The 19512-nt window shown below is 39.3% G+C and carries 14 protein-coding genes; 5 read left to right on the top strand and 9 right to left on the bottom strand.

Annotation, left to right across the window (positions count from 1 at the left end; translation table 11 throughout):
* Positions 1-4: 4 nt before the first annotated feature.
* From sdhB to PQ460_RS05120, 3 genes are all read right to left on the bottom strand, one after another.
* Entirely contained in the window at positions 5-793 is a 789-nt protein-coding gene (gene sdhB / locus PQ460_RS05130; protein ID WP_273613482.1) for a succinate dehydrogenase iron-sulfur subunit, read from the bottom strand.
* Between the two features lie 51 nt (positions 794-844).
* Entirely contained in the window at positions 845-2587 is a 1743-nt protein-coding gene (sdhA, locus tag PQ460_RS05125; RefSeq protein ID WP_204826799.1) for a succinate dehydrogenase flavoprotein subunit, read from the bottom strand.
* Between the two features lie 178 nt (positions 2588-2765).
* Positions 2766-3434: a succinate dehydrogenase cytochrome b558 subunit gene (locus PQ460_RS05120; protein ID WP_204826800.1), complete on the bottom strand. Its 669-nt coding sequence runs from the start codon at positions 3432-3434 to the stop codon at positions 2766-2768.
* Positions 3435-3711: 277 nt separating this feature from the next.
* Between PQ460_RS05120 and PQ460_RS05115 the strand changes: the two genes are divergently transcribed.
* On the top strand, positions 3712-4629 hold the full coding sequence (locus PQ460_RS05115) for a LysR family transcriptional regulator (RefSeq protein WP_273613483.1): 918 nt from the start codon (positions 3712-3714) through the stop codon (positions 4627-4629).
* Between the two features lie 11 nt (positions 4630-4640).
* Here PQ460_RS05115 and PQ460_RS05110 read toward each other — a convergent pair whose 3' ends face one another.
* Positions 4641-5981, bottom strand: coding sequence for a TrkH family potassium uptake protein (locus tag PQ460_RS05110; RefSeq protein WP_443147207.1), 1341 nt, complete (start codon positions 5979-5981; stop codon positions 4641-4643).
* Between the two features lie 234 nt (positions 5982-6215).
* Between PQ460_RS05110 and PQ460_RS05105 the strand changes: the two genes are divergently transcribed.
* A complete protein-coding gene (locus PQ460_RS05105) occupies positions 6216-8015 on the top strand; it encodes a CPBP family glutamic-type intramembrane protease (protein ID WP_274171945.1) in 1800 nt (599 codons plus the stop codon).
* Between the two features lie 138 nt (positions 8016-8153).
* Here PQ460_RS05105 and uvrC read toward each other — a convergent pair whose 3' ends face one another.
* The 4 genes from uvrC to PQ460_RS05085 all read right to left on the bottom strand — a co-directional run bounded on the left by uvrC (position 8154) and on the right by PQ460_RS05085 (position 13479).
* Complete coding sequence (uvrC, locus tag PQ460_RS05100; RefSeq protein WP_274171944.1) at positions 8154-10223, bottom strand: excinuclease ABC subunit UvrC; 2070 nt, start codon at positions 10221-10223, stop codon at positions 8154-8156.
* 199 nt (positions 10224-10422) lie between these two features.
* Positions 10423-10740 carry a thioredoxin gene (gene trxA / locus PQ460_RS05095; protein ID WP_069326237.1) on the bottom strand — a complete coding sequence of 106 codons (318 nt, stop codon included), beginning with the start codon at positions 10738-10740 and terminating at the stop codon, positions 10423-10425.
* 184 nt (positions 10741-10924) lie between these two features.
* Positions 10925-11887, bottom strand: a complete 963-nt coding sequence (dnaI, locus tag PQ460_RS05090; protein ID WP_273613486.1) for a primosomal protein DnaI — start codon at positions 11885-11887, stop codon at positions 10925-10927.
* A 29-nt stretch (positions 11888-11916) separates the two neighbouring features.
* A complete protein-coding gene (locus PQ460_RS05085; RefSeq protein WP_274171943.1) occupies positions 11917-13479 on the bottom strand; it encodes a replication initiation and membrane attachment family protein in 1563 nt (520 codons plus the stop codon).
* Between the two features lie 320 nt (positions 13480-13799).
* Between PQ460_RS05085 and hemQ the strand changes: the two genes are divergently transcribed.
* From hemQ to PQ460_RS05070, 3 genes are all read left to right on the top strand, one after another.
* Complete coding sequence (gene hemQ / locus PQ460_RS05080) at positions 13800-14549, top strand: hydrogen peroxide-dependent heme synthase (protein WP_273613488.1); 750 nt, start codon at positions 13800-13802, stop codon at positions 14547-14549.
* Positions 14550-14854: 305 nt separating this feature from the next.
* Positions 14855-16876 (top strand): methyl-accepting chemotaxis protein, encoded by a 2022-nt coding sequence (locus tag PQ460_RS05075; protein WP_274171942.1) that lies wholly within the window; start codon positions 14855-14857, stop codon positions 16874-16876.
* Positions 16877-17164: 288 nt separating this feature from the next.
* On the top strand, positions 17165-19186 hold the full coding sequence (locus PQ460_RS05070) for a methyl-accepting chemotaxis protein (RefSeq protein ID WP_274171941.1): 2022 nt from the start codon (positions 17165-17167) through the stop codon (positions 19184-19186).
* Between the two features lie 67 nt (positions 19187-19253).
* Here PQ460_RS05070 and PQ460_RS05065 read toward each other — a convergent pair whose 3' ends face one another.
* Positions 19254-19511 (bottom strand): hypothetical protein, encoded by a 258-nt coding sequence (locus PQ460_RS05065; protein WP_274171940.1) that lies wholly within the window; start codon positions 19509-19511, stop codon positions 19254-19256.
* Position 19512 lies beyond the last annotated feature (1 nt).

Here is a 19512-nt window from a genome sequence, read left to right as displayed (position 1 = left end):
ACCATTATACACCCAACCACCGTTTGAACATATGCTTGGATGTTTCTTTGTTCATTTCTGCAATCGAAGTTGTCAATGGAATACCTTTTGGACAAGAGCGTACACAGTTCTGCGAGTTACCGCATCCCTCGATACCACCCGGCTCCATCAATGCATCTAGACGATCTTCTTTATTCATCTCACCGGTTGGATGAGCATTGAACAGACGAACCTGAGACAACGCCGCAGGGCCGATAAAATCTGTTTTGTCATTCACATTCGGGCAAGCTTCTAGACATACACCACAAGTCATACATTTCGACAATTCATAAGCCCATTGACGTTTTTTCTCTGGCATACGCGGACCTGCGCCCAGATCATACGTACCATCAATCGGAATCCATGCTTTTACTTTTTTCAGTGCACCGAACATACGGCTACGATCAATAACAAGATCGCGTACTACTGGAAAAGTTTTCATTGGCGCAATATGAACCGGTTGTTCTAATTTATCAACCAGTGCGGAACACGCTTGACGTGGCTTGCCATTGATTACCATGGAGCAAGCTCCACATACTTCTTCCAAACAGTTGGATTCCCAGCAGACAGGTGCTGTTGCTTTACCTGTGTTGTCGACAGGGTTACGTTGAATCTCCATCAGCGCACTGATCACATTCATCCCTGGACGATAAGGTAATTCAAATTCTTCTGTATATGATGGGCTATCCGGCTTATCCTGACGGGTAATAATAAACTTGACGTTTTTTTTGGCCGTTACATTAGCTGGGTTACTCTGTGTTGAGGTTTCCGCCATTTCTAATGCCCCCTTAAATTAATCACTTCACTGAGATAGGTGTCATGTGTCTTAATCTTTGGAATAATCACGTATACGCGGTGGAATCAGAGATACATCCACATCTTCATATGAAATCTGTGGACCATCTGGTGTCCAAGTTGCTTTGGTCGTTTTGAGGAAATCTTCATCATTACGTGTTGGGAATTCAGGCTTATAGTGAGCTCCACGACTCTCATCACGCATTAATGCTCCAAGTGTCATCGCTTCAGACAATTCAAGCATATTCCACAATTGACGCGTAAAGGCTACGCTAGGATTATTCCAACTGGACGAATCATTCATATTGATTTTCGTATAACGTTGTTTTAGCTCTTTGATCTTATTGATCGTTGCTTGCAACTTATCGTTATAACGAACTACCGTCATGTTGTCAGTCATCCACTCACCTAATTCTTTATGCAAAACATACGCATTTTCATTGCCTTGCATATTCATTAGATTCGTGTATTTATCTTCCTGCTGTTTGCGAATTTGATCGTACATCGTTGTCGGCATATCCGCAGCAGATTTTTTCAATCCTTTAATATATTCAACTGCTTTTGGACCTGCAACCATACCACCATAGATCGCTGATACTAATGAGTTAGCACCCAGACGATTTGCTCCATGATATTGGTACTCACATTCACCAGCAGCGAACAGACCAGGAATATTAGTCATCTGATTATAATCTACCCACATACCGCCCATTGAATAATGAACCGCAGGGAAAATTTTCATCGGAATCTTACGTGGATCATCACCCATGAATTTTTCATAGATTTCGATAATACCACCTAATTTAACATCCAGTTCTTTTGGATCTTTATGTGATAGATCCAAGTAGACCATGTTTTCACCATTGATCCCTAATTTTTCATCTACACACACTTGGAAAATTTCGCGTGTTGCAATATCGCGGGGAACGAGATTACCATAAGATGGATATTTTTCTTCAAGGAAATACCAAGGTTTACCATCTTTATACGTCCAGATACGTCCACCTTCACCACGTGCAGATTCAGACATCAGACGCAACTTGTCGTCGCCTGGAATCGCTGTCGGGTGAATTTGAATAAATTCTCCGTTCGCATAATGTACACCTTGTTGATATACAGCACTTGCTGCTGTTCCTGTATTGATCACCGAGTTGGTTGTTTTACCGAAAATAATACCAGGGCCACCTGTTGCCAAAATTACAGCATCTGCGGCGAACGTAACCACTTCCATATTGCGAAGATCCTGTGCACAAATTCCACGACATGCACCTTCATCATCCAATACAGCAGAAAGAAATTCCCAGTTTTCATGCTTAGTTACAAGGCCCGCTGTTTCCCAGCGACGTACTTGCTCATCCAGTGCATACAACAATTGTTGACCTGTTGTTGCTCCTGCATAAGCGGTACGGTGAAACTTTGTTCCACCAAAACGACGGAAATCAAGCAATCCTTCTGGTGTACGGTTAAACATAACGCCCATACGGTCCATCAAGTGAATAATACCAGGTGCTGCTTCGCACATTGCTTTAACTGGTGGCTGATTCGCTAAAAAGTCACCGCCATACACAGTATCATCAAAATGCACCCATGGTGAATCTCCTTCACCTTTTGTATTTACAGCTCCATTGATCCCGCCTTGCGCACATACGGAATGTGAACGTTTGACCGGTACCAATGAAAATAAATGTACATGAACGCCTGCTTCTGCTGCTTTGACTGTAGACATCAAGCCCGCTAGCCCGCCGCCCACGACAATAATATTGGATGTTGCCATAACGATTTACCCTCCCCTTAGCCTACTGATCCTTATAGCTCTTCTATCTTCAACGAACAGCAGAACGGTTCACCTGCCACCGTTCATCACGTTACATCTGTTCGACTATGAGCTGAGTGAAGCAAATATAAGGTATTACGGTATATCTATTGTGCTGTGCACTAATATGACTTCATGTTTATGCTACGAAATGACGAATCGCTTGCAATGCAACCGTTGGGTCTTCGAATTCCATATTGCGGAAAGCGACAAGAGACAAAATAAACATAATAGATACAATCACAAAAAGTGTCATACATACGTATGAAGATACACGTTGTGCTCTTGGACCTACTGTAATTCCCCAGCTTACTAGGAAAGACCATAGACCATTTGCAAAGTGGAACGAAGCTGCCAATACACCAATAGTGTAAAGTACGAAGGTTACTGGATTGGTCACGATATTGTACATAACTCCGCCTAATTGCTCATGAGTTACATTACCAAGAGCAACCTGGAAACGAGTCTCAAATACATGCCATACAATATACACGAACGTGATTACACCGGTAATCCGTTGAAGTGTATAGCGCCAGTTACGTTCATAACCGTAATTAGCATTGTTTGGCTTCGCTTGATAAGCGATATACAGACCGTAGACTCCATGATAAATCAGTGGTAAAAAGATGAATAAACTTTCCAAAACCAGCACAAGTGGCAGGTTATTCAAAAATGCCACACTTTTATCGAAGGATTCTTTTCCGCCTTCGTATGCAGAAAAGTTGGTAATCATATGCTCAATAAAAAAAGCTCCGAGCGGAATGACCCCTAATAATGAGTGTAACCTTCTGGCGTAAAACCCTTTCATGAATGACGTTCCCCTTTCATAATAAGAGCGTTTTCATAGTGACAGTCATTAGTTAATGCTGTCCCGGACGTGGATTAACGAGAGATGTTCGGACCTTCGTCAATCTCCGCGTAGGAAGTCCCCATCTTCCGTAGCTTTACAATCTGTTCACAATGCTCAAATCCTGTGAACAAGTTGTGTCACTTTTTATGTTACTCTACTTTGACTTATAATGGAATTGCAATATAATTATTAATTGTTATAACTAAAACGCATAAGAGGAAAGGATAAATTCCAGATGCTTGAAGATATTGATATATTTGCGGTCGTTGTAGAACAATCCAGTCTCAATCAAGCTTCTAAATTATTAAATTTATCTCAGCCTGCGCTGTCTCGTAAAATCTCTAAATTAGAAGAAAATCTAGGTGTCTCCCTTTTTAATCGTAATGGTAAACGACTGGAATTAACGTCGATTGGACGACTTACGTATACATTCGCTTTAGAACAACGCCAGCAGAACCTCAAGTTCCTGCAAAGCCTTAATCGCTATAAGTCTGAGGATCAGACGACAGTGACCTTTGGAGCCAGTCTGACGACCTTACAGACGACATTGCCTCCATTGGTGAGTAGCTTTACACGTAAACACCCTTATGCAGAGCTCAAATTGATCACCGGCAAAACGCACGAAATCGTCAATGCGGTACGTGATAAAAAAGTAGATGTAGGTATAGTCGCTTCAGCTATCCATGAATCCGGTCTGATTTGTGTGCCTTTATTTGACGATCATCTTGAATTGGTAGTACCAGGCAATCATCTACTAGCAGATAAAAAAGATATTACGATGCAAGACTTGCAAGGTTTGGCTATGATTATTTTCTCAAAAGGCACATGGTATCGTAAATTAATTGATGATGTATTTCATCGTTATACCGTCATGCCCGATTTGCGAATGGAGATCGATTCATTTGAAGCGATTGTTCGTCTGTTACCGATCTGTATGGCTGCTGCGTTATTACCCAAATCTTATGTAGGCGAACAGTTATTGTCAGGCAATGAACTGGTTTCTCTTCATATTCCTGAACTGGAACAGACCCGCCGTACAACATGTCTTCTGTATAGTGAAAGTTCTGATCTAGGTTCAGCAGCCAGACAATGGATTATTGATACCAAAGAACAATTTGAAACGATGAATGATTCGATACGATTAGATGAATAAACCTACTGATTTTAACCGATCATGATTTTACCTTCAGGATAACGATACAGTTCTTTGCCTTGTTTTGGAGCAAGTGCATAGACCAGTGTAATCATGCCTACTCGTCCGGCAAACATCAACAAACAAATTACTAATTTACCGGGTGTACTTAGATTAGGTGTGAGTCCAAGTGACAATCCAACTGTTCCGAATGCAGAAGTGGCTTCAAATAACACATTTATAAATCCAGTCGCTTCTGTCATTGTCAGAATCATTGTCGCTACAATAACTAACGATAAAGAAAAGACCGTAATCGTTAACGCTTTATAAATCCGATCTTTGTTAATCCGAAAATAAAATAGAACCACATCTTCTTTTCCTTTTACCATACTAATAACAGCTCCAATAATGAGCAAAATGGTTGTAGTTTTTACTCCACCTGCTGTCGAACCCGGTGAACCTCCAATAAACATAAGAATAATCGTTAACAATAAAGTCGCTTGTCTTAACTGTGTTAAATCCAATGTGTTAGCTCCTGCTGTTCTGGTGGTAACCGATTGAAATAACGATCCCCAGAACTTACCGTCCCAGCTCAAGCTACCAATCGTTCTCATATTCGTAAATTCAAATGCAAAAACGAGTAAAAAACCTCCAACAAGCAAAATCGAAGTCATCCATAATACGGCTTTGGAATGAAGAGACAGTTTACGTTTTTTGCGATATTCTATCAAATCAGACAATACAACAAACCCTAACCCGCCTAATATGATCAAAGCCATCGATATCAGATTAATTGCTGGATCAGATACATAGCGGGTAAAGCTACTATAATGACCGAACAAATCAAATCCGGCATTATTGAATAAAGATACCGCATGAAACACACCATAATACATCGCTTGTCCTAACGGGAAATCTGCCATTAAACGTAGCGTAAATAAGCAAGCAGCAATCAATTCAATCGCAAATGAATAATAAATCACTTTTTTGATTAAGCGAACGATCCCTTCCATATCGCCTTGATTCATCGCTTCTTGCAAAACCAGACGTTCTCGTAAAGAAATACGTCTTCGAAAAACGAGTGCAAATAATGTAGCCACTGTCATAAAGCCAAGTCCACCGATCTGAATCAGACACATAATCACGACCTGACCAAAAGTTGAGAAAAACGTTCCTGTATCTACAACCACTAGCCCTGTTACACAAGTAGCGGAAGTGGCTGTAAAAAAAGCATTCAAAAAGCTTAACCCTTCTCCACTTCGATGAGCAACAGGTAACATCAATAATAACGTTCCTATTAAAATACAGACTGCATAACCGATAGCAAGAATACGAGGTGGAGTCCACACTTTTATTTCAAAACCATTTTTCAAAATCGATTCAACCTCTCTATTCTTGAAATAATACGTATTCAAATGGTCTAACTGCTTCTGATTATAGTTCCTCTGAGCAGAGACTGCTATAGCGTTTTGCAATCAAAAAAAGATTGCGTTACACTAACATTCAGTAGTATGCATATGCCACAGCTTAAGTAAAAAAGATTTTTGTATCACAAAATATCTATCCCTCTACTAAATAGGTATTTTTAAAATTGAAGGAGGATGTTCATGAACCCCACCGGACAACCCGTCCAGCTCAAACCGAATTACAAAATTCTTGGTGTGCTTGCTGCTGTCGGATTGGTATTATTTTTACTTTTACAAGTATTTCCTTCTACAGCTTCAGACACATTAGAAGTTCAACAAGTAAATGTGATTAGTCAGGAAAAAGCAATCGACAGTGCCAAAGCTTTTGCCAATGATACTTTGGTATTACCGGATCTGTCTGCTCCTTCAGTAACGTATCATACGAATGCTGAATTAAGCGGTTATGTAGCCAAAGAGAAATTAACACAGACGTATATGCAAAAGTTAGAAAAAGTAGCTCCTTATGATGTGTTTCGTGTTCATTATCCAGATGTAGGTACCGGGGATGCACTCGATATTGATGTACATATGAATACCGGTAAAGTGGTTGCTTTTTCTATGTATGATAACAAGACAGGAGCATCACAGCCATTTAGTCTTGATCCTACAGCTACAACTGAAAAAGACGAATCAGTTACACTGGCTGAAAAGCAAGAACAAGCACAACCTATTTTAAAAGCCATGGGATTTGATGTAGGACAATTAAATCTACAGACCAAAGGGAATCAACAAGACTTGCTATACACTACCAAAGACGGAAAATTAGGCGATAGTCAGTTACAACTCAAGTTTACGTATGAGTATGGACAGATTCGTTCCTTCCAGCCGGTACTGACTCCACCGGATACGTACACAGCTTATGTCAAAGAACAGACAACATTAGCTGGTTGGTTAACCGCACTCGGTTATGGACTGTTTACGCTTGTACTTGGTGTACTCGCTATCGTATTCGGTTCACTAAAACGTAGACATACTTCATTCAAACGAGGTATTGTGCTCAGTATTATCTATTGCGCTATTTCAGTATTCAGTGTGCTCAATATGTGGCCTATTCTGGTCGATATTACACTTGGTGAATCGAACAAAATTGTTTCTTATGTCATTATTGGTCTTCAATTGATTTTAAATGTATTGATGGCGATTTTACTGTACTTCTCCTTTGTCGGTGGAGATGGATTATGGAGAGAACGCGGAATCAATATCTGGCCACGTTCAAAAGAAATCGGTTATGGCAAATATGTATTGCATAGTGTTGCTGTAGGTTACTTGTATGCTCTCATTTTGCTAGGAGTACAATCGATTATTTATTTAATTTTGGAAAATGCACTTGGTGTGTACTCTGCTACAGATGATACCAGCTCGCCTTATAATATGATCTATCCAGCACTATTCCCATTATTAGCATGGATGGCAGGGATTGGCGAAGAAGCGGTCTATCGTCTATTCGGTATTGCGATGCTGAAAAAAATAGTACGTAATACTTTTGTAGCTTGTTTTATTACTACAATGATCTGGGCGCTTGGACATACGTTATATCCGATCTATCCTGTATATTCTCGTCCAATTGAATTGTTATTTATCGGTTTGTTATTCAGCTTTATCTTTTTACGTTACGGCTTTATCGCGGCTGTATTCGCACATGTTATTTTCGATAGTATTTTAATGTCACTCAGTCTCATCAGTATGGGTGGAATAGTGAATATTTTACTTGGTGTATTCTATATTGCTTTGCCAGCGATTGTAGCTGTAGTGATCTATACTTTTACCAAAAACAAAGGGGTCGAAAATGCATATCCACCTTATGTACCTCCTGCACCGATCCCGCAAGCTTATTATGATCCAGCACAAGGACAACAACAGTATCCAGATCATCCGCAACAATTTCAACAATATACAAGTCCAGTTCCACCGTCTGAACATGAGAATAAACCAAAAGAGTAGCCATTACGGCTACTCTTTTTTTGTGTCTCTTTTAGATTATAATTTACAGACTATCAACATAAGGTATTAGATTGATCGAATCGTTGGCTAATAAAAAGGATTGATGCGCTTTACGTCATATTGATTGTATTTGTGCATTTATTCTTCTTTGAGAGCTTCTAGGATCTGCTTCGCTAATTTATCCCCAATACCTAACTGACGGAAATCATCTACACTGGCTTCTCTAATTTTTTTGAGTGAACCAAAATGTTTGAGTAGTAACTTACGACGTTTATCTCCGATCCCTGGAATGCTATCCAATTGCGATGTAATCATCGATTTACCACGTTGTTCCCGGTGGAACGTAATTGCAAAGCGATGGACTTCATCCTGAATCCGTTGCAACAGATAAAATTCCTGACTATCACGCGCTAAGTTTACCGGTTCTGCTGGATCACCGACCATCAATTGAGAAGTACGGTGCTTGGAATCTTTGACTAGTCCACAGACAGGGATAAATAAACCTAATTCATTTTCCAATACATCGGTTGCCGCAGAAATCTGTCCTTTACCACCATCGACTACAATCAGATCAGGCATCGGTAGATTTTCTTTAACTACACGTTCATATCGACGACGAATCACTTCGCGCATAGTACCATAATCATCTGAACCTTCGACCGTACGGACTTTGTATTTACGATACTCTTTACGAGCTGGCTTACCATCAATAAATACAACCATCGCTGATACAGGATTGGTTCCTTGAATATTAGAGTTATCAAAAGCTTCAATTCGTTCAAGACTTTCTAGTCCAATCGCTTGTCCTAGATTACCTGCTGCTTTGGAAGTACGTTCTTCATCACGTTCAATCAGACGGAATTTCTCATCCAATGATACTCTAGCATTATCCTGCGCCATCGTTGTCATTTGCTTTTTCAATCCACGACGAGGAATAAGAACTTTTACGCCTAACCATTGCTGTAGCGCGGCTGCACTGCTTGAAGGATCAGCTTGTTCGTTATTCTCCGCTTGTCCACTTGGCTCGTTAGCACCTTCTACTACAGACGCATTAGCGGCTTCTGCTTGCTGGATAGACTGCTCTGTTGTCTGCACTGCATAAGCTGTTCCTTCTTCTGCTACACGATCGCTCACCACTTCTGCATCGACTTGTTCACGATCGCTACTATCCAACCCTGCTTCTTCGGCATGTTCGATAGCTTGATCGTTAACGTCGGTCGGTTCATCTGCAATCATTTCTTCGACAGGCAACATAATTTCCTGAGGCATCGCTGGATTTTCACTATAATACTGCGTCACATAAGACATAAAGTCGTTATAAGGCTCTCCGTAAAAAGGAAACACCGAAGCATGACGTTCAATCATTTTCCCCTGACGCATATATAGAATCTGTACACACATCCAGCCTTTATCCACTGCAAATCCAAATACATCACGATCTTTCGCATCTGCCATCGTGATTTTTTGTTTTTCCATCAAGGCATCGATATTGATAATTTGATCCCGTAATTCTTTGGCACGTTCAAAATACAGATCTTCTGCGGCTTCTTCCATTTTGCGTTGTAAGTCTTTTTTGATCTCTTCATGACCGCCACTCAAAAACTTGCTGATTTCTTGCTTAATTTCATCATATGATTGTTGAGGCACTTCAAATTCACAAGGTGCAAGACATTGCCCCATATGATAATACAAGCAGACTTCTTTAGGCATGACTTTACATTTACGCAATGGATACATACGATCCAACAATTTTTTGGTTTGTTGAGCAGCAAAAGCATTCGGATAAGGGCCAAAGTACTTGGCTTTATCTTTAAGAATACGTCGCGTCACTTCCAGACGTGGATGTGGCTCATTGGTGATTTTGATATATGGAAAAGTTTTATCATCTTTGAGCAATACATTATATTTAGGCTGATGCGTTTTGATCAGATTACATTCCAGAATAAGAGCTTCCATATTACTTGCAGTCACAATATATTCAAAATCACGAATATCTGCAACCAGACGTTGCGTTTTACCATCGTGACTCCCTGTAAAATAAGAGCGAACCCGGTTTTTGAGCACTTTCGCTTTACCTACATAAATAATCGTACCTTCACGATTTTTCATTAAATAACAACCAGATAAATCCGGTAACAAGGCGAGTTTGTTGCGAATATTGTTCATCGCTTGTTCTTGTTCTTGAATAAGATCCATATGAGAGTCCATAAATCTCTCCTTTCTAACGATATAGTACTTTTAACGCCAAATACTTTGTACCCTAATTATACAATTAAAAAACCCCCGGTGCATGACCGGAGGTTTTACATAAGCTAGTCGTATACACTCACTTATGTCTATTGGTAATTCATAATACTTATGATAAAGACTCATGATGAGTAAATCGGCAGGATTTACGTATTACAAATTATTGATGTTTTGCAAGAATAGATTTAAGAGCATCTTTAGAGTTCAAACCTACTACTTTATCTACAGGTTGACCGTCTTTGAAGAAGATCATTGTAGGAATACTCATAACACCAAAACGTGAAGCTGTTTCAGGGTTTTCATCTACGTTTACTTTAGCGATTTTAACACTGTCGCCTACTTCTGTAGATAACTCGTCCAAGATTGGAGCAAGCATTTTACAAGGTCCACACCACGGTGCCCAGAAATCCACCAATACTGTTCCTTGTCCTTCAACTTCGTTTGTGAAAGATTGATCAGATACATTAACGATAGCCATGTGAAATATCCTCCTTGAGTAACTTTTATTTTGAATTAATATTATTTAAACATTAAACAAGTCTTGTCATTCCTGACTCCTTTATTATAACACAACATTGGAGTTTCCGAAACAGATGTTACGATTTATTCATACTTATCTATCAATTAGTAAGTATTGTATCATAAATAACGAGATAAGCATACTAGCTATTGCTCATACCGCCTCTTTTATTTTCTCCTTCAACCCGAATGACTTTTACAAAAGGACTGATTCGATTCATCAAACGTTCACCTTTATAAAATTCTTCGCCATCTTTATTCGTAAAACTCAAATGCTTTTGCAAATCAGCCAACGAATAATTAGAAGTATAAAATGTCGGTTTGCGATTCATCCGATAATTGAGAATCGAACCTAGCACATGATCTCGTACCCATGAACTTAAATTTTCAGCACCGATATCATCGAAGATTAACAGATCGGTATGCTTCATAATATCCATCGTTTCTTTCATTCGATTGTTATCTTGAAACATAGATTTGAGGTCTTCTACGAAGTCAGGCATATAGACAATAACGCCGGTATGACCAACTTTGGCTAATTCATGCAGTAGATAAGACGCCAAAAATGTTTTGCCTGTTCCAAATCCGCCTTCTAAATATAACCCTTGCGGAGATAGTCCATTTTGCTTGGTGTCACTAATATATTGAAAAATCTGTACAACAGCGGGGACACGATTCGAATCTTTCGCTACAATTTCTTTGGGATTATACCCTTCATTCAATGCGCGTTCATCAATATAAAAGCTATGAATACGCTGTTTGACCTGTTGCTCATGTTGTCTTGTTAATTGTTTATGACAAGGTGTTTTGCGGTCGTATAACTTGGCTCCACTTTCAGAAGGTTCTACACTGAGTTTCGTGTAATGCCCTTGAAAATCATTGGGACAGTTATCCAATCCCGGGCAGTTATCACAATGACCACGATCGCCTACATATTGATATAGCTTACTAAGGTTCGTCATGAGTTCCTGATCGGTAAGCTCTGGATGCTGTGCTCTTAATTCCAGCACAAGCGGATCACTGAGTAGACGCCCGGCAATCTTTTGTGACTCTTCCCGAAAGCGCGGACTTTTCATCTGCCGTAACAGATCACCGAGGGATTCCATGGCAGTTTGCCCCTTCCTTTTGCGTTAACTCAACTATTGGTCTTTTGGACACGATCTTGTCCGGATTGCATTTGTTCGGCTAATCGCATCGCTTCTGCAATTTCTTCATCAGATACGATACTACTACCTTCACGTGCGCTTTTGACAATCGGAATCTCCGGCTTGGCATTAGCTGATCGGTTATACGTTCGTGTATTGGTACGTTTGTTACCGCCAGTTGCTCCACCTTTGGCTTGTAGCTTCGCTTGATCGCTAATTTTGAGATCGAGCTTGTTCTGCTCTCTGACATAACGAACTGCTTTTTCATACGTATCCACTTGTTGATTCAGCATATTGGTCACTACCCAATCGACAAATTTACTACTCAAGCGCTCACCCGGTTGAGACATTTTGATCGCTAACAAGTAATGTATCAATACATTAACCACTTCTTCAGACAATTTATAATTAATATCGACATGTTCGAATATATCATTCACACTGTTAGGCACGCTACCCGGATAAAACATTTCCAGAACGCGCGTATAGGGTTCATTGCGTAGAATTGTATTATATTGATGAATATCGCATTTGCTTGTAAATTGACGCGGTACTTCCAGATAATACTCCATTTCAACTGCATATTCTACAGGTAAATCTTGAGATTCTTCTTTTTTCTCTTCTCGAAGCGAGATCACTTTGGCTTCATGAATCTGTCGTTCTTCCTGACGCTTTTTCCCTTGACGGAATTGCAGATTGGCACGACGTTGAATTTCTTCTTCCGCCAGTTCGCCTTTAGCATCAAATACGCCATCTTCATCTAGCATCCGGCAAATATCTTGAATATCCAGACGATATTTATAAGCGATATAGCTCAGTACATTCATCTGCTCTGGTAAAAATCGCAACTTTTCTACATATATACGGTTACGTGATCCACGCGGGAAATAACGAATAATATCTGCATAATTAATCAGATCATCTTCACTTAGCTTCGGCTGACTGCTACGCTGTTGCGCACTTACTTCTGTCAACGCTTGCTCTAATTCATAATCGATCACATGGGTATTCAATTCGAAAATATCATAAAACGGTTGTGAAATATTTTCTTTTTGAACGGTATTGTCTACCCAACCATCGGGTTCTTTGGCTAAAAAACGCTCACGCAAAGATAACACCGCAAACTTACCCATTTTGTCTCGTAGCAACAATGTTAAATGTTGTGTTCGGAAAAACTCACTTGGTGATAGCGGCTGTTGTAATTCATATTCATATATATAATCATCTTGATCAGGGAAATATACGCGATTGGTCTGCAATAAGCCAACAGCTTCTAATAACGAAGTCTGCTCGACCAAAAATTTACGTCCATGTTCTCCCGGTTCAAGCCCTAACGTTAAAAATAAACGACGCTGTTGTTCAATTGGGGAATAACCTACTTGCTGTGCTTCGACATGCTCACACAATAATCGATATACACTAATCGCAAAAGCCCCTGTTAACGGTTGATAAACTAGACTAAGCATCCGTTCATCCAGCGCACCTATACCAAATTCGCGGTACACGCAATATCGGTGATTTTCAGTAAAATGAAGTAGATTCTTAATGCGCATGATCCGCCCCCTCTCTTTTTGCTCCTGTGCATGCGGAATTCTATTCTAACACAAATCTTGAAATTTCAATGCTGAAAAGAAAGGTGAATTTGGAACATAAACACCTTCGATCTCCACGACAATCATCCTTTTGCGCCATTACGCTAGAAATGAATATATTTTATAGATTGTTCTATTCTTCTACACCATTATGATGAAGCAACCATGAACAGACTGTGAAGTCAATTGCTCTGTGTAGACTCCTTCGGTTACAATAGATCAAGATGTGTAAGTATACTTATGAATAACAATAGTTTCCACTAATATATAGGAGTGATTTTATGAATGAAGCAGTAGCTACGCTTGAAGGCTGGTATGCACTACACGATTTTCGTACAATTGATTGGCATGCCTGGAAAGCAGCAGATGATGAAGAACGTGCTGGCGCGATCGACGAATTGAACGCTCTTATTCATGATTGGCAAGCTGTTAGCAATGACGGTAGTGGTAGTACGGTTCTTTATACAGTTGTTGGACAAAAAGCTGATTTTATGATGATGCACTTACGTGAAACGTTAGAAGATTTGAATGCGATCGAAAATGAATTTAACAAAACAACATTCGCTAGTTTTACGAAAAAATCATACTCATATGTGAGTATTGTAGAACTTAGTAGTTATATGGCTAGTCATGTGGAAGGCGATCCAATGGAAAATCCACATATTCTTGCCCGTCTAAAACCAGCTTTACCAGATTCTCGTTATATCTGTTTCTATCCGATGAACAAAACCCGTAATCTAGGGGATAACTGGTACATGCTTCCGATGGATGAGCGTCGTGAAATGATTCGTAGTCATGGATTGATTGGACGCAGTTATGCAGGTAAAGTCAAACAAATCATTACCGGCTCTGTTGGACTGGATGATTGGGAATGGGGCGTAACGTTATTTGCAGACGATGCACTTCAATTTAAAAAATTAGTATACGAAATGCGCTTCGATGAAGCAAGTGCTCGTTTTGGAGAATTTGGTTCATTTTACGTCGGCAGTATGCTAGACACCGCTAAATTCGAAGAAATGCTCAAACTTTAATACTTTTGATCTTCTATAGAGATACAAATTGTAAATAGCATATCCACTCAAAACCTCTGCGGTGTCTTAGACACTACGTTATGCAGAGGTTTTTTATTTGTTTATATTTGGGGAGAATTCATTATAGAAGTGATGATTGTTAATTAGTCCTTAAGACTTATCTAAAATTAAAAAAATTCTTATTTACATATAATTTTTGTCGAAAAATATACAGAAATACAGAACTATTGACGATATAATCAACAATTAAGGGATCAAAGTCGCATAAACAGATTTTGATAATCATATAGAAAAGAGGGGTACTTATGACGTTGAAAGTCAAATTGATTCTGTTAGTAATGGCGACTGCTATTCTTATTGCTGTCCCTATTGGATGGTCAGCACTGTATATTATCAAAAATCAAGCGACAAAGTCAGTCAATACAACACTTCAAAATACAGTGTCTCAAGCAGTCACACAAGTCGATGGTTGGATTAATACCAACAGTAAAGTAATCGAAACCCTCGGCTCTGTTATCAATGCCACCGTTCCACTGGATCAAATTACAGTCAATCATCTAAAAGTATTTCAAGATGCTTCTAATGCTAAAAGCATATCCGATATTTATGTTGGACTGGAAAATGGAAAATTTGTGGATGGAACTGAATGGGTTCCTGATGCGGGTTATGATGCTAGACAACGTCCGTGGTATCAAAAAACAAAAGAAGTGAATGGGTTATCTATTAGCGATCCTTATCTAGATGCGACTACAGATGGTTATGCAGTCTCAATTGCAGTACCGCTCAAAAATAGTCAGGGCAATTTTGCAGGTGTACTATCTGAAGATATTTTATTATCAACTATTACCGATTATATTAACAATATCAAAATCAAAGGTGGCTTTACCTTTTTATTAGATCAACATGGTAATGTCATGTCTCACCCCAATGCAGATTTTATTAATAAACCTCTCAAAGATCAAGCCGATTATAGTGCGATTGCAGATACGCTACTGAGTCAAAATTCAGGCAGTACCGAATATACTTATAAAGGTGATCCACAACTACTCTATTACAGTAAAATTCCAGGTACAAATTGGATTGTCGCTTCCTCTACTTCCAAGCAATTGGCTTTTGCAGAATATACCCAATTACGCAATCAATATACGATTGCTATCATTATCCTAACGTTACTATTTGTTGTTTTTGCTTTCTTGGTAGCCGTTCGTATCGTCAAACCTATCGTCTTTTTGAAAAAAAGTGCGCAGCAATTAGCAGAAGGTGATCTTACTGTTCATGTTCCCGTCAAAGGCAAAGATGAAGTCGCTCAACTGGCAACTGCTTTTAATACCATGTCTGCTGCTCTTCGTCACTTGATTCAGACGGTGTCACAATCAGCGCATGGAGTAAATACCGCTTCTTCTGAGATGTATCATAATGCTTCTAATTCAGGAGATATTGCAGGACAGATTTCTACGGTTATTGAAGAGATTGCTCGTGGTGCTGTAGAACAAGCCGAATCGATCCAATCCGGTGCTGAAATGGTTATGACAATGACAGACTCTTTAGACAAAGTATCTAGCAGTGCAGATCAAGCTGCTCATATGATCACTCAGGTGAATGAAGCTATGAATCGGGGTACAGAAGCTATTATTCAACAGACAGCCCTTTCGCAAGCCGGGCAAGCCTCCACTCGTCGTGTAGAAGATTCCAATGCCATTTTGATTCAGAAATTAGATGAAATTGCTCAGATCACAAACGTTATTCGTGAAATCAGTAGCCAGACCAATCTATTGTCGCTTAATGCTGCGATCGAAGCCGCACGTGCTGGTGAACATGGAGCAGGATTCGCTGTTGTCGCCAGTGAAGTTCGTAAGCTAGCCGAGCAAGCTTCTCATTCTGCTTCTGATATTGATGCACTACTGATTCAATTAAATGAAGCAGGCAAGCAAAGTTCTCTCGAATTATCTTCATTCCGTGATACGACTGTGCAACAGCAACAGTCTGTTAATGAAACCAAAGACTCTTTTGAACATATTCGCCAATCGGTAGATGATATTATTTCACGTATCGGTCATGTGTCTGAAGGAATAACAACACTCAAATCTAATGCTAATCAAGTATCTGATGTCATTACTGGATTGGCGGCGGTATCGGAGCAAAGCGCGGCTTCTACAGAGCAAGCGGCTTCTTCAACTGTAGAGCAAACTCAAGCAATCGCTAGTATTTCAACATCGTCCAAACAATTATCCGAAAGTGCCAACCATTTATTACAAGAAATCGGTCAGTTCAAAATCGAAGACTCTTCTTCTGCTCTACCTCCTGCTACTACAAATCATAATCAATAATTTCACATCTAAAAAAGCTATGCTCTTAATAAAAGAACATAGCTTTTTTGTTATATATTTTTTTATAGAATCTTCATAATTCATTTCTAATTTTATTTATTTCGTGAATGAATCATTTATTTTTAGGACTAAAGAATTATTTTTGTGACAAAAAAGGTAAATATAAAGAAAAATTTTGTCGGAAAAGGTAATTAATTAAAGTTGATATGACGATATAAGTAACAAGCAATTAAACCGCATTCATACTTGTTCGTTATTTTTATATACGTATAGAAAAGAGGGGTACTCATGACGTTAAAAGTAAAATTGATTTTGCTTGTTATAGCTACTGCTATTCTTATTGCTGTTCCTGTTGGATGGTCTGCTCTGTACATTATTAAAAAACAAGCTACTCAATCGGTCGATGCCGATGTCAAAAAAACAGTGACTCAAGGCGTTACACAAATCAACGGTTGGGTTAACACGAATAGTAAAGTGGTAGAAACACTAGCTTCTCTAATCAACAGTACAGTTCCGCTAGATCAAATTACATTAAAACATCTACAAGTTTTTAAAGATGAAAGTAATGCAAAAAGTATTTTTGATATGTATTATGCTTTAGAAGACGCTACTTTTTTAGATGGTGGCGATTGGAAAGCTCCACCAGGGTATGATCCTCGTACAAGACCTTGGTATGAAGAAACTAAAAAAGCTAACAAACTATTTGTCAGTGCTCCTTACGAAGATGCTGGTACCAAAACATATAAAGCCATCTTTATTGGTGCTCCTCTAAAAGACCCTCAAGGTAACTTTGCCGGTGTTATAGCAGAAGATATTTTATTATCTACGATTACTAGCTATATCGATACTCTCAAAACAAATAACGGTTTTACATTTTTGATCGATCCTAATGGAAATGTAATGTCTCATCCAGATGCTTCTTTTGTTAACAAACCACTTAAAGATCAAGCCGATTATACCAATGTAGCAAATACACTGCTTAGCCAAAATTCAGGTAGTATGGAATACACTTATAAAGGTGATCCACAATTACTCTATTATGAAAAAATTCCAGGTATCAATTGGATTGTTGCTTCTTCTACTTCTAAAAAAGCAGCTTTTACTGAATACACACAATTACGCAATCAATACATTATTGTTATTATTGCTCTTACTTTATTATTCGCTTTGTTAGCTTTCTGGGTAGCGGTTCGTATCGTCAAACCAATCATCTTGCTTAAGAAAAGTGCTCAACAGTTGGCTGAAGGTGATCTGACAGTTGTGGTTGCTATTAAAGGGAAAGATGAAATTGCTCAACTAGGCATTGCTTTTAATACGATGTCCACCGCTTTGCGTAACTTGATTCAAACCGTTTCTCACTCTGCATTAGGTGTCAATCAAGCTTCTACTGAAATGTATCGTAATGCTACCAATTCAGGAGATATCGCAGGACAGATTTCTACAGTTATCGAAGAAATTGCTCGTGGTGCAGGCGATCAAGCGGAATCGATCCAATCCGGTGCTGAAATGGTTATGGATATGACAGGATCACTTGAAAAAGTAGCGGCTAGTGCTAATCAAGCTTCTCATATGATCAGTGAAGTCAATGATGCTATGCAGCGGGGTACACAAGCGATCTCTCAACAAACATCGCTAGCTCAAGCAGGACAAGAGTCTACGCAACGGGTAGAAGCTTCCAACGCTATTTTGTTGAAAAAACTAGATGAAATTGCTCAGATCACAAACGTTATTCGCGAAATCAGTAATCAAACCAATCTACTATCTCTTAATGCCGCTATTGAAGCTGCACGTGCCGGCGAACATGGAGCAGGATTCGCTGTTGTTGCTAGTGAAGTTCGTAAGCTAGCTGAACAAGCTTCTCATTCTGCTTCTGATATTGATGCGTTGCTTATTCAGTTGAATGAAGCAGGCAAACAAAGTTCGCTTGAATTATCTTCGTTCCGTGATACAACTGTTCAACAGCAACAATCTGTAGACGAGACCAAAGATTCTTTTGAACAAATTCGCTCTTCCGTAGACGGTATTATTTCACAGATCGCTCATGTATCTGATGGAGTGACTTCTCTAAAATCAAGCGCTAACCAAGTATCTGATGTCATTACAGGGCTTGCCGCTGTATCTGAACAAAGTGCTGCTGCTACTGAAGAAGCCGCTTCTTCTACTATCGAACAGACTCAATCGATTGCGAGTATCTCTACTTCTTCCAAACACTTATCTGAAAGTGCCGATCATTTGTTAAAAGAAATCGGTCAATTCAAAATCGAAGAAGATGCTTCTACTCCTTCCGCTACAACGAATCATAACAACTAATCGTATAGTAAAACACAAAAAGCCAGGTTCCTTAAAAGGGACCTGGCTTTTGCATGAGCATTTCAAATTAGACTTCTTCGGACAAATCCTGAGCACGTTCTAGTGATGCTAGATATTCCTGATCATCACGATCTCGTGCACGACTTTTGTCTTTCAAACGTTCTATCGCTGGTAAGATCAAAATATCAATTTCTTTTTGGATCGGATACGCAAGATCATAACGACCCTGCTCTTCCAAAAATCCACCGACTTCGATCAATCCGTTATAACGATCCAGCTCTTCACGCGTAAGAAGTCCACGTACCTGAACGCTACAATGACGCATC

Origin of the sequence: Paenibacillus sp. KACC 21273 (genome assembly GCF_028736095.1) — a bacterium.
GTDB lineage: Bacteria > Bacillota > Bacilli > Paenibacillales > Paenibacillaceae > Saccharibacillus > Saccharibacillus kyungheensis.
Note: the sequence above shows the minus strand (reverse complement) of the source record. Positions and strands in the feature narration are given on the sequence as shown.

Excerpts from the sequence above, each read along its gene's own strand:
- PQ460_RS05120 (WP_204826800.1), bottom strand. The coding sequence starts at position 3,434 with ATGAAAGGGTTTTACGCCAGAAGGTTACACTCATTATTAGGGGTCATT.
- PQ460_RS05085 (WP_274171943.1), bottom strand. The coding sequence starts at position 13,479 with ATGCGCATTAAGAATCTACTTCATTTTACTGAAAATCACCGATATTGC.
- dnaI (WP_273613486.1), bottom strand. The coding sequence starts at position 11,887 with ATGGAATCCCTCGGTGATCTGTTACGGCAGATGAAAAGTCCGCGCTTT.
- PQ460_RS05115 (WP_273613483.1), top strand. The coding sequence starts at position 3,712 with ATGCTTGAAGATATTGATATATTTGCGGTCGTTGTAGAACAATCCAGT.
- trxA (WP_069326237.1), bottom strand. The coding sequence starts at position 10,740 with ATGGCTATCGTTAATGTATCTGATCAATCTTTCACAAACGAAGTTGAA.
- PQ460_RS05075 (WP_274171942.1), top strand. The coding sequence starts at position 14,855 with ATGACGTTGAAAGTCAAATTGATTCTGTTAGTAATGGCGACTGCTATT.
- uvrC (WP_274171944.1), bottom strand. The coding sequence starts at position 10,223 with ATGGACTCTCATATGGATCTTATTCAAGAACAAGAACAAGCGATGAAC.
- PQ460_RS05070 (WP_274171941.1), top strand. The coding sequence starts at position 17,165 with ATGACGTTAAAAGTAAAATTGATTTTGCTTGTTATAGCTACTGCTATT.
- PQ460_RS05065 (WP_274171940.1), bottom strand. The coding sequence starts at position 19,511 with ATGCGTCATTGTAGCGTTCAGGTACGTGGACTTCTTACGCGTGAAGAG.
- sdhA (WP_204826799.1), bottom strand. The coding sequence starts at position 2,587 with ATGGCAACATCCAATATTATTGTCGTGGGCGGCGGGCTAGCGGGCTTG.
- hemQ (WP_273613488.1), top strand. The coding sequence starts at position 13,800 with ATGAATGAAGCAGTAGCTACGCTTGAAGGCTGGTATGCACTACACGAT.
- sdhB (WP_273613482.1), bottom strand. The coding sequence starts at position 793 with ATGGCGGAAACCTCAACACAGAGTAACCCAGCTAATGTAACGGCCAAA.
- PQ460_RS05105 (WP_274171945.1), top strand. The coding sequence starts at position 6,216 with ATGAACCCCACCGGACAACCCGTCCAGCTCAAACCGAATTACAAAATT.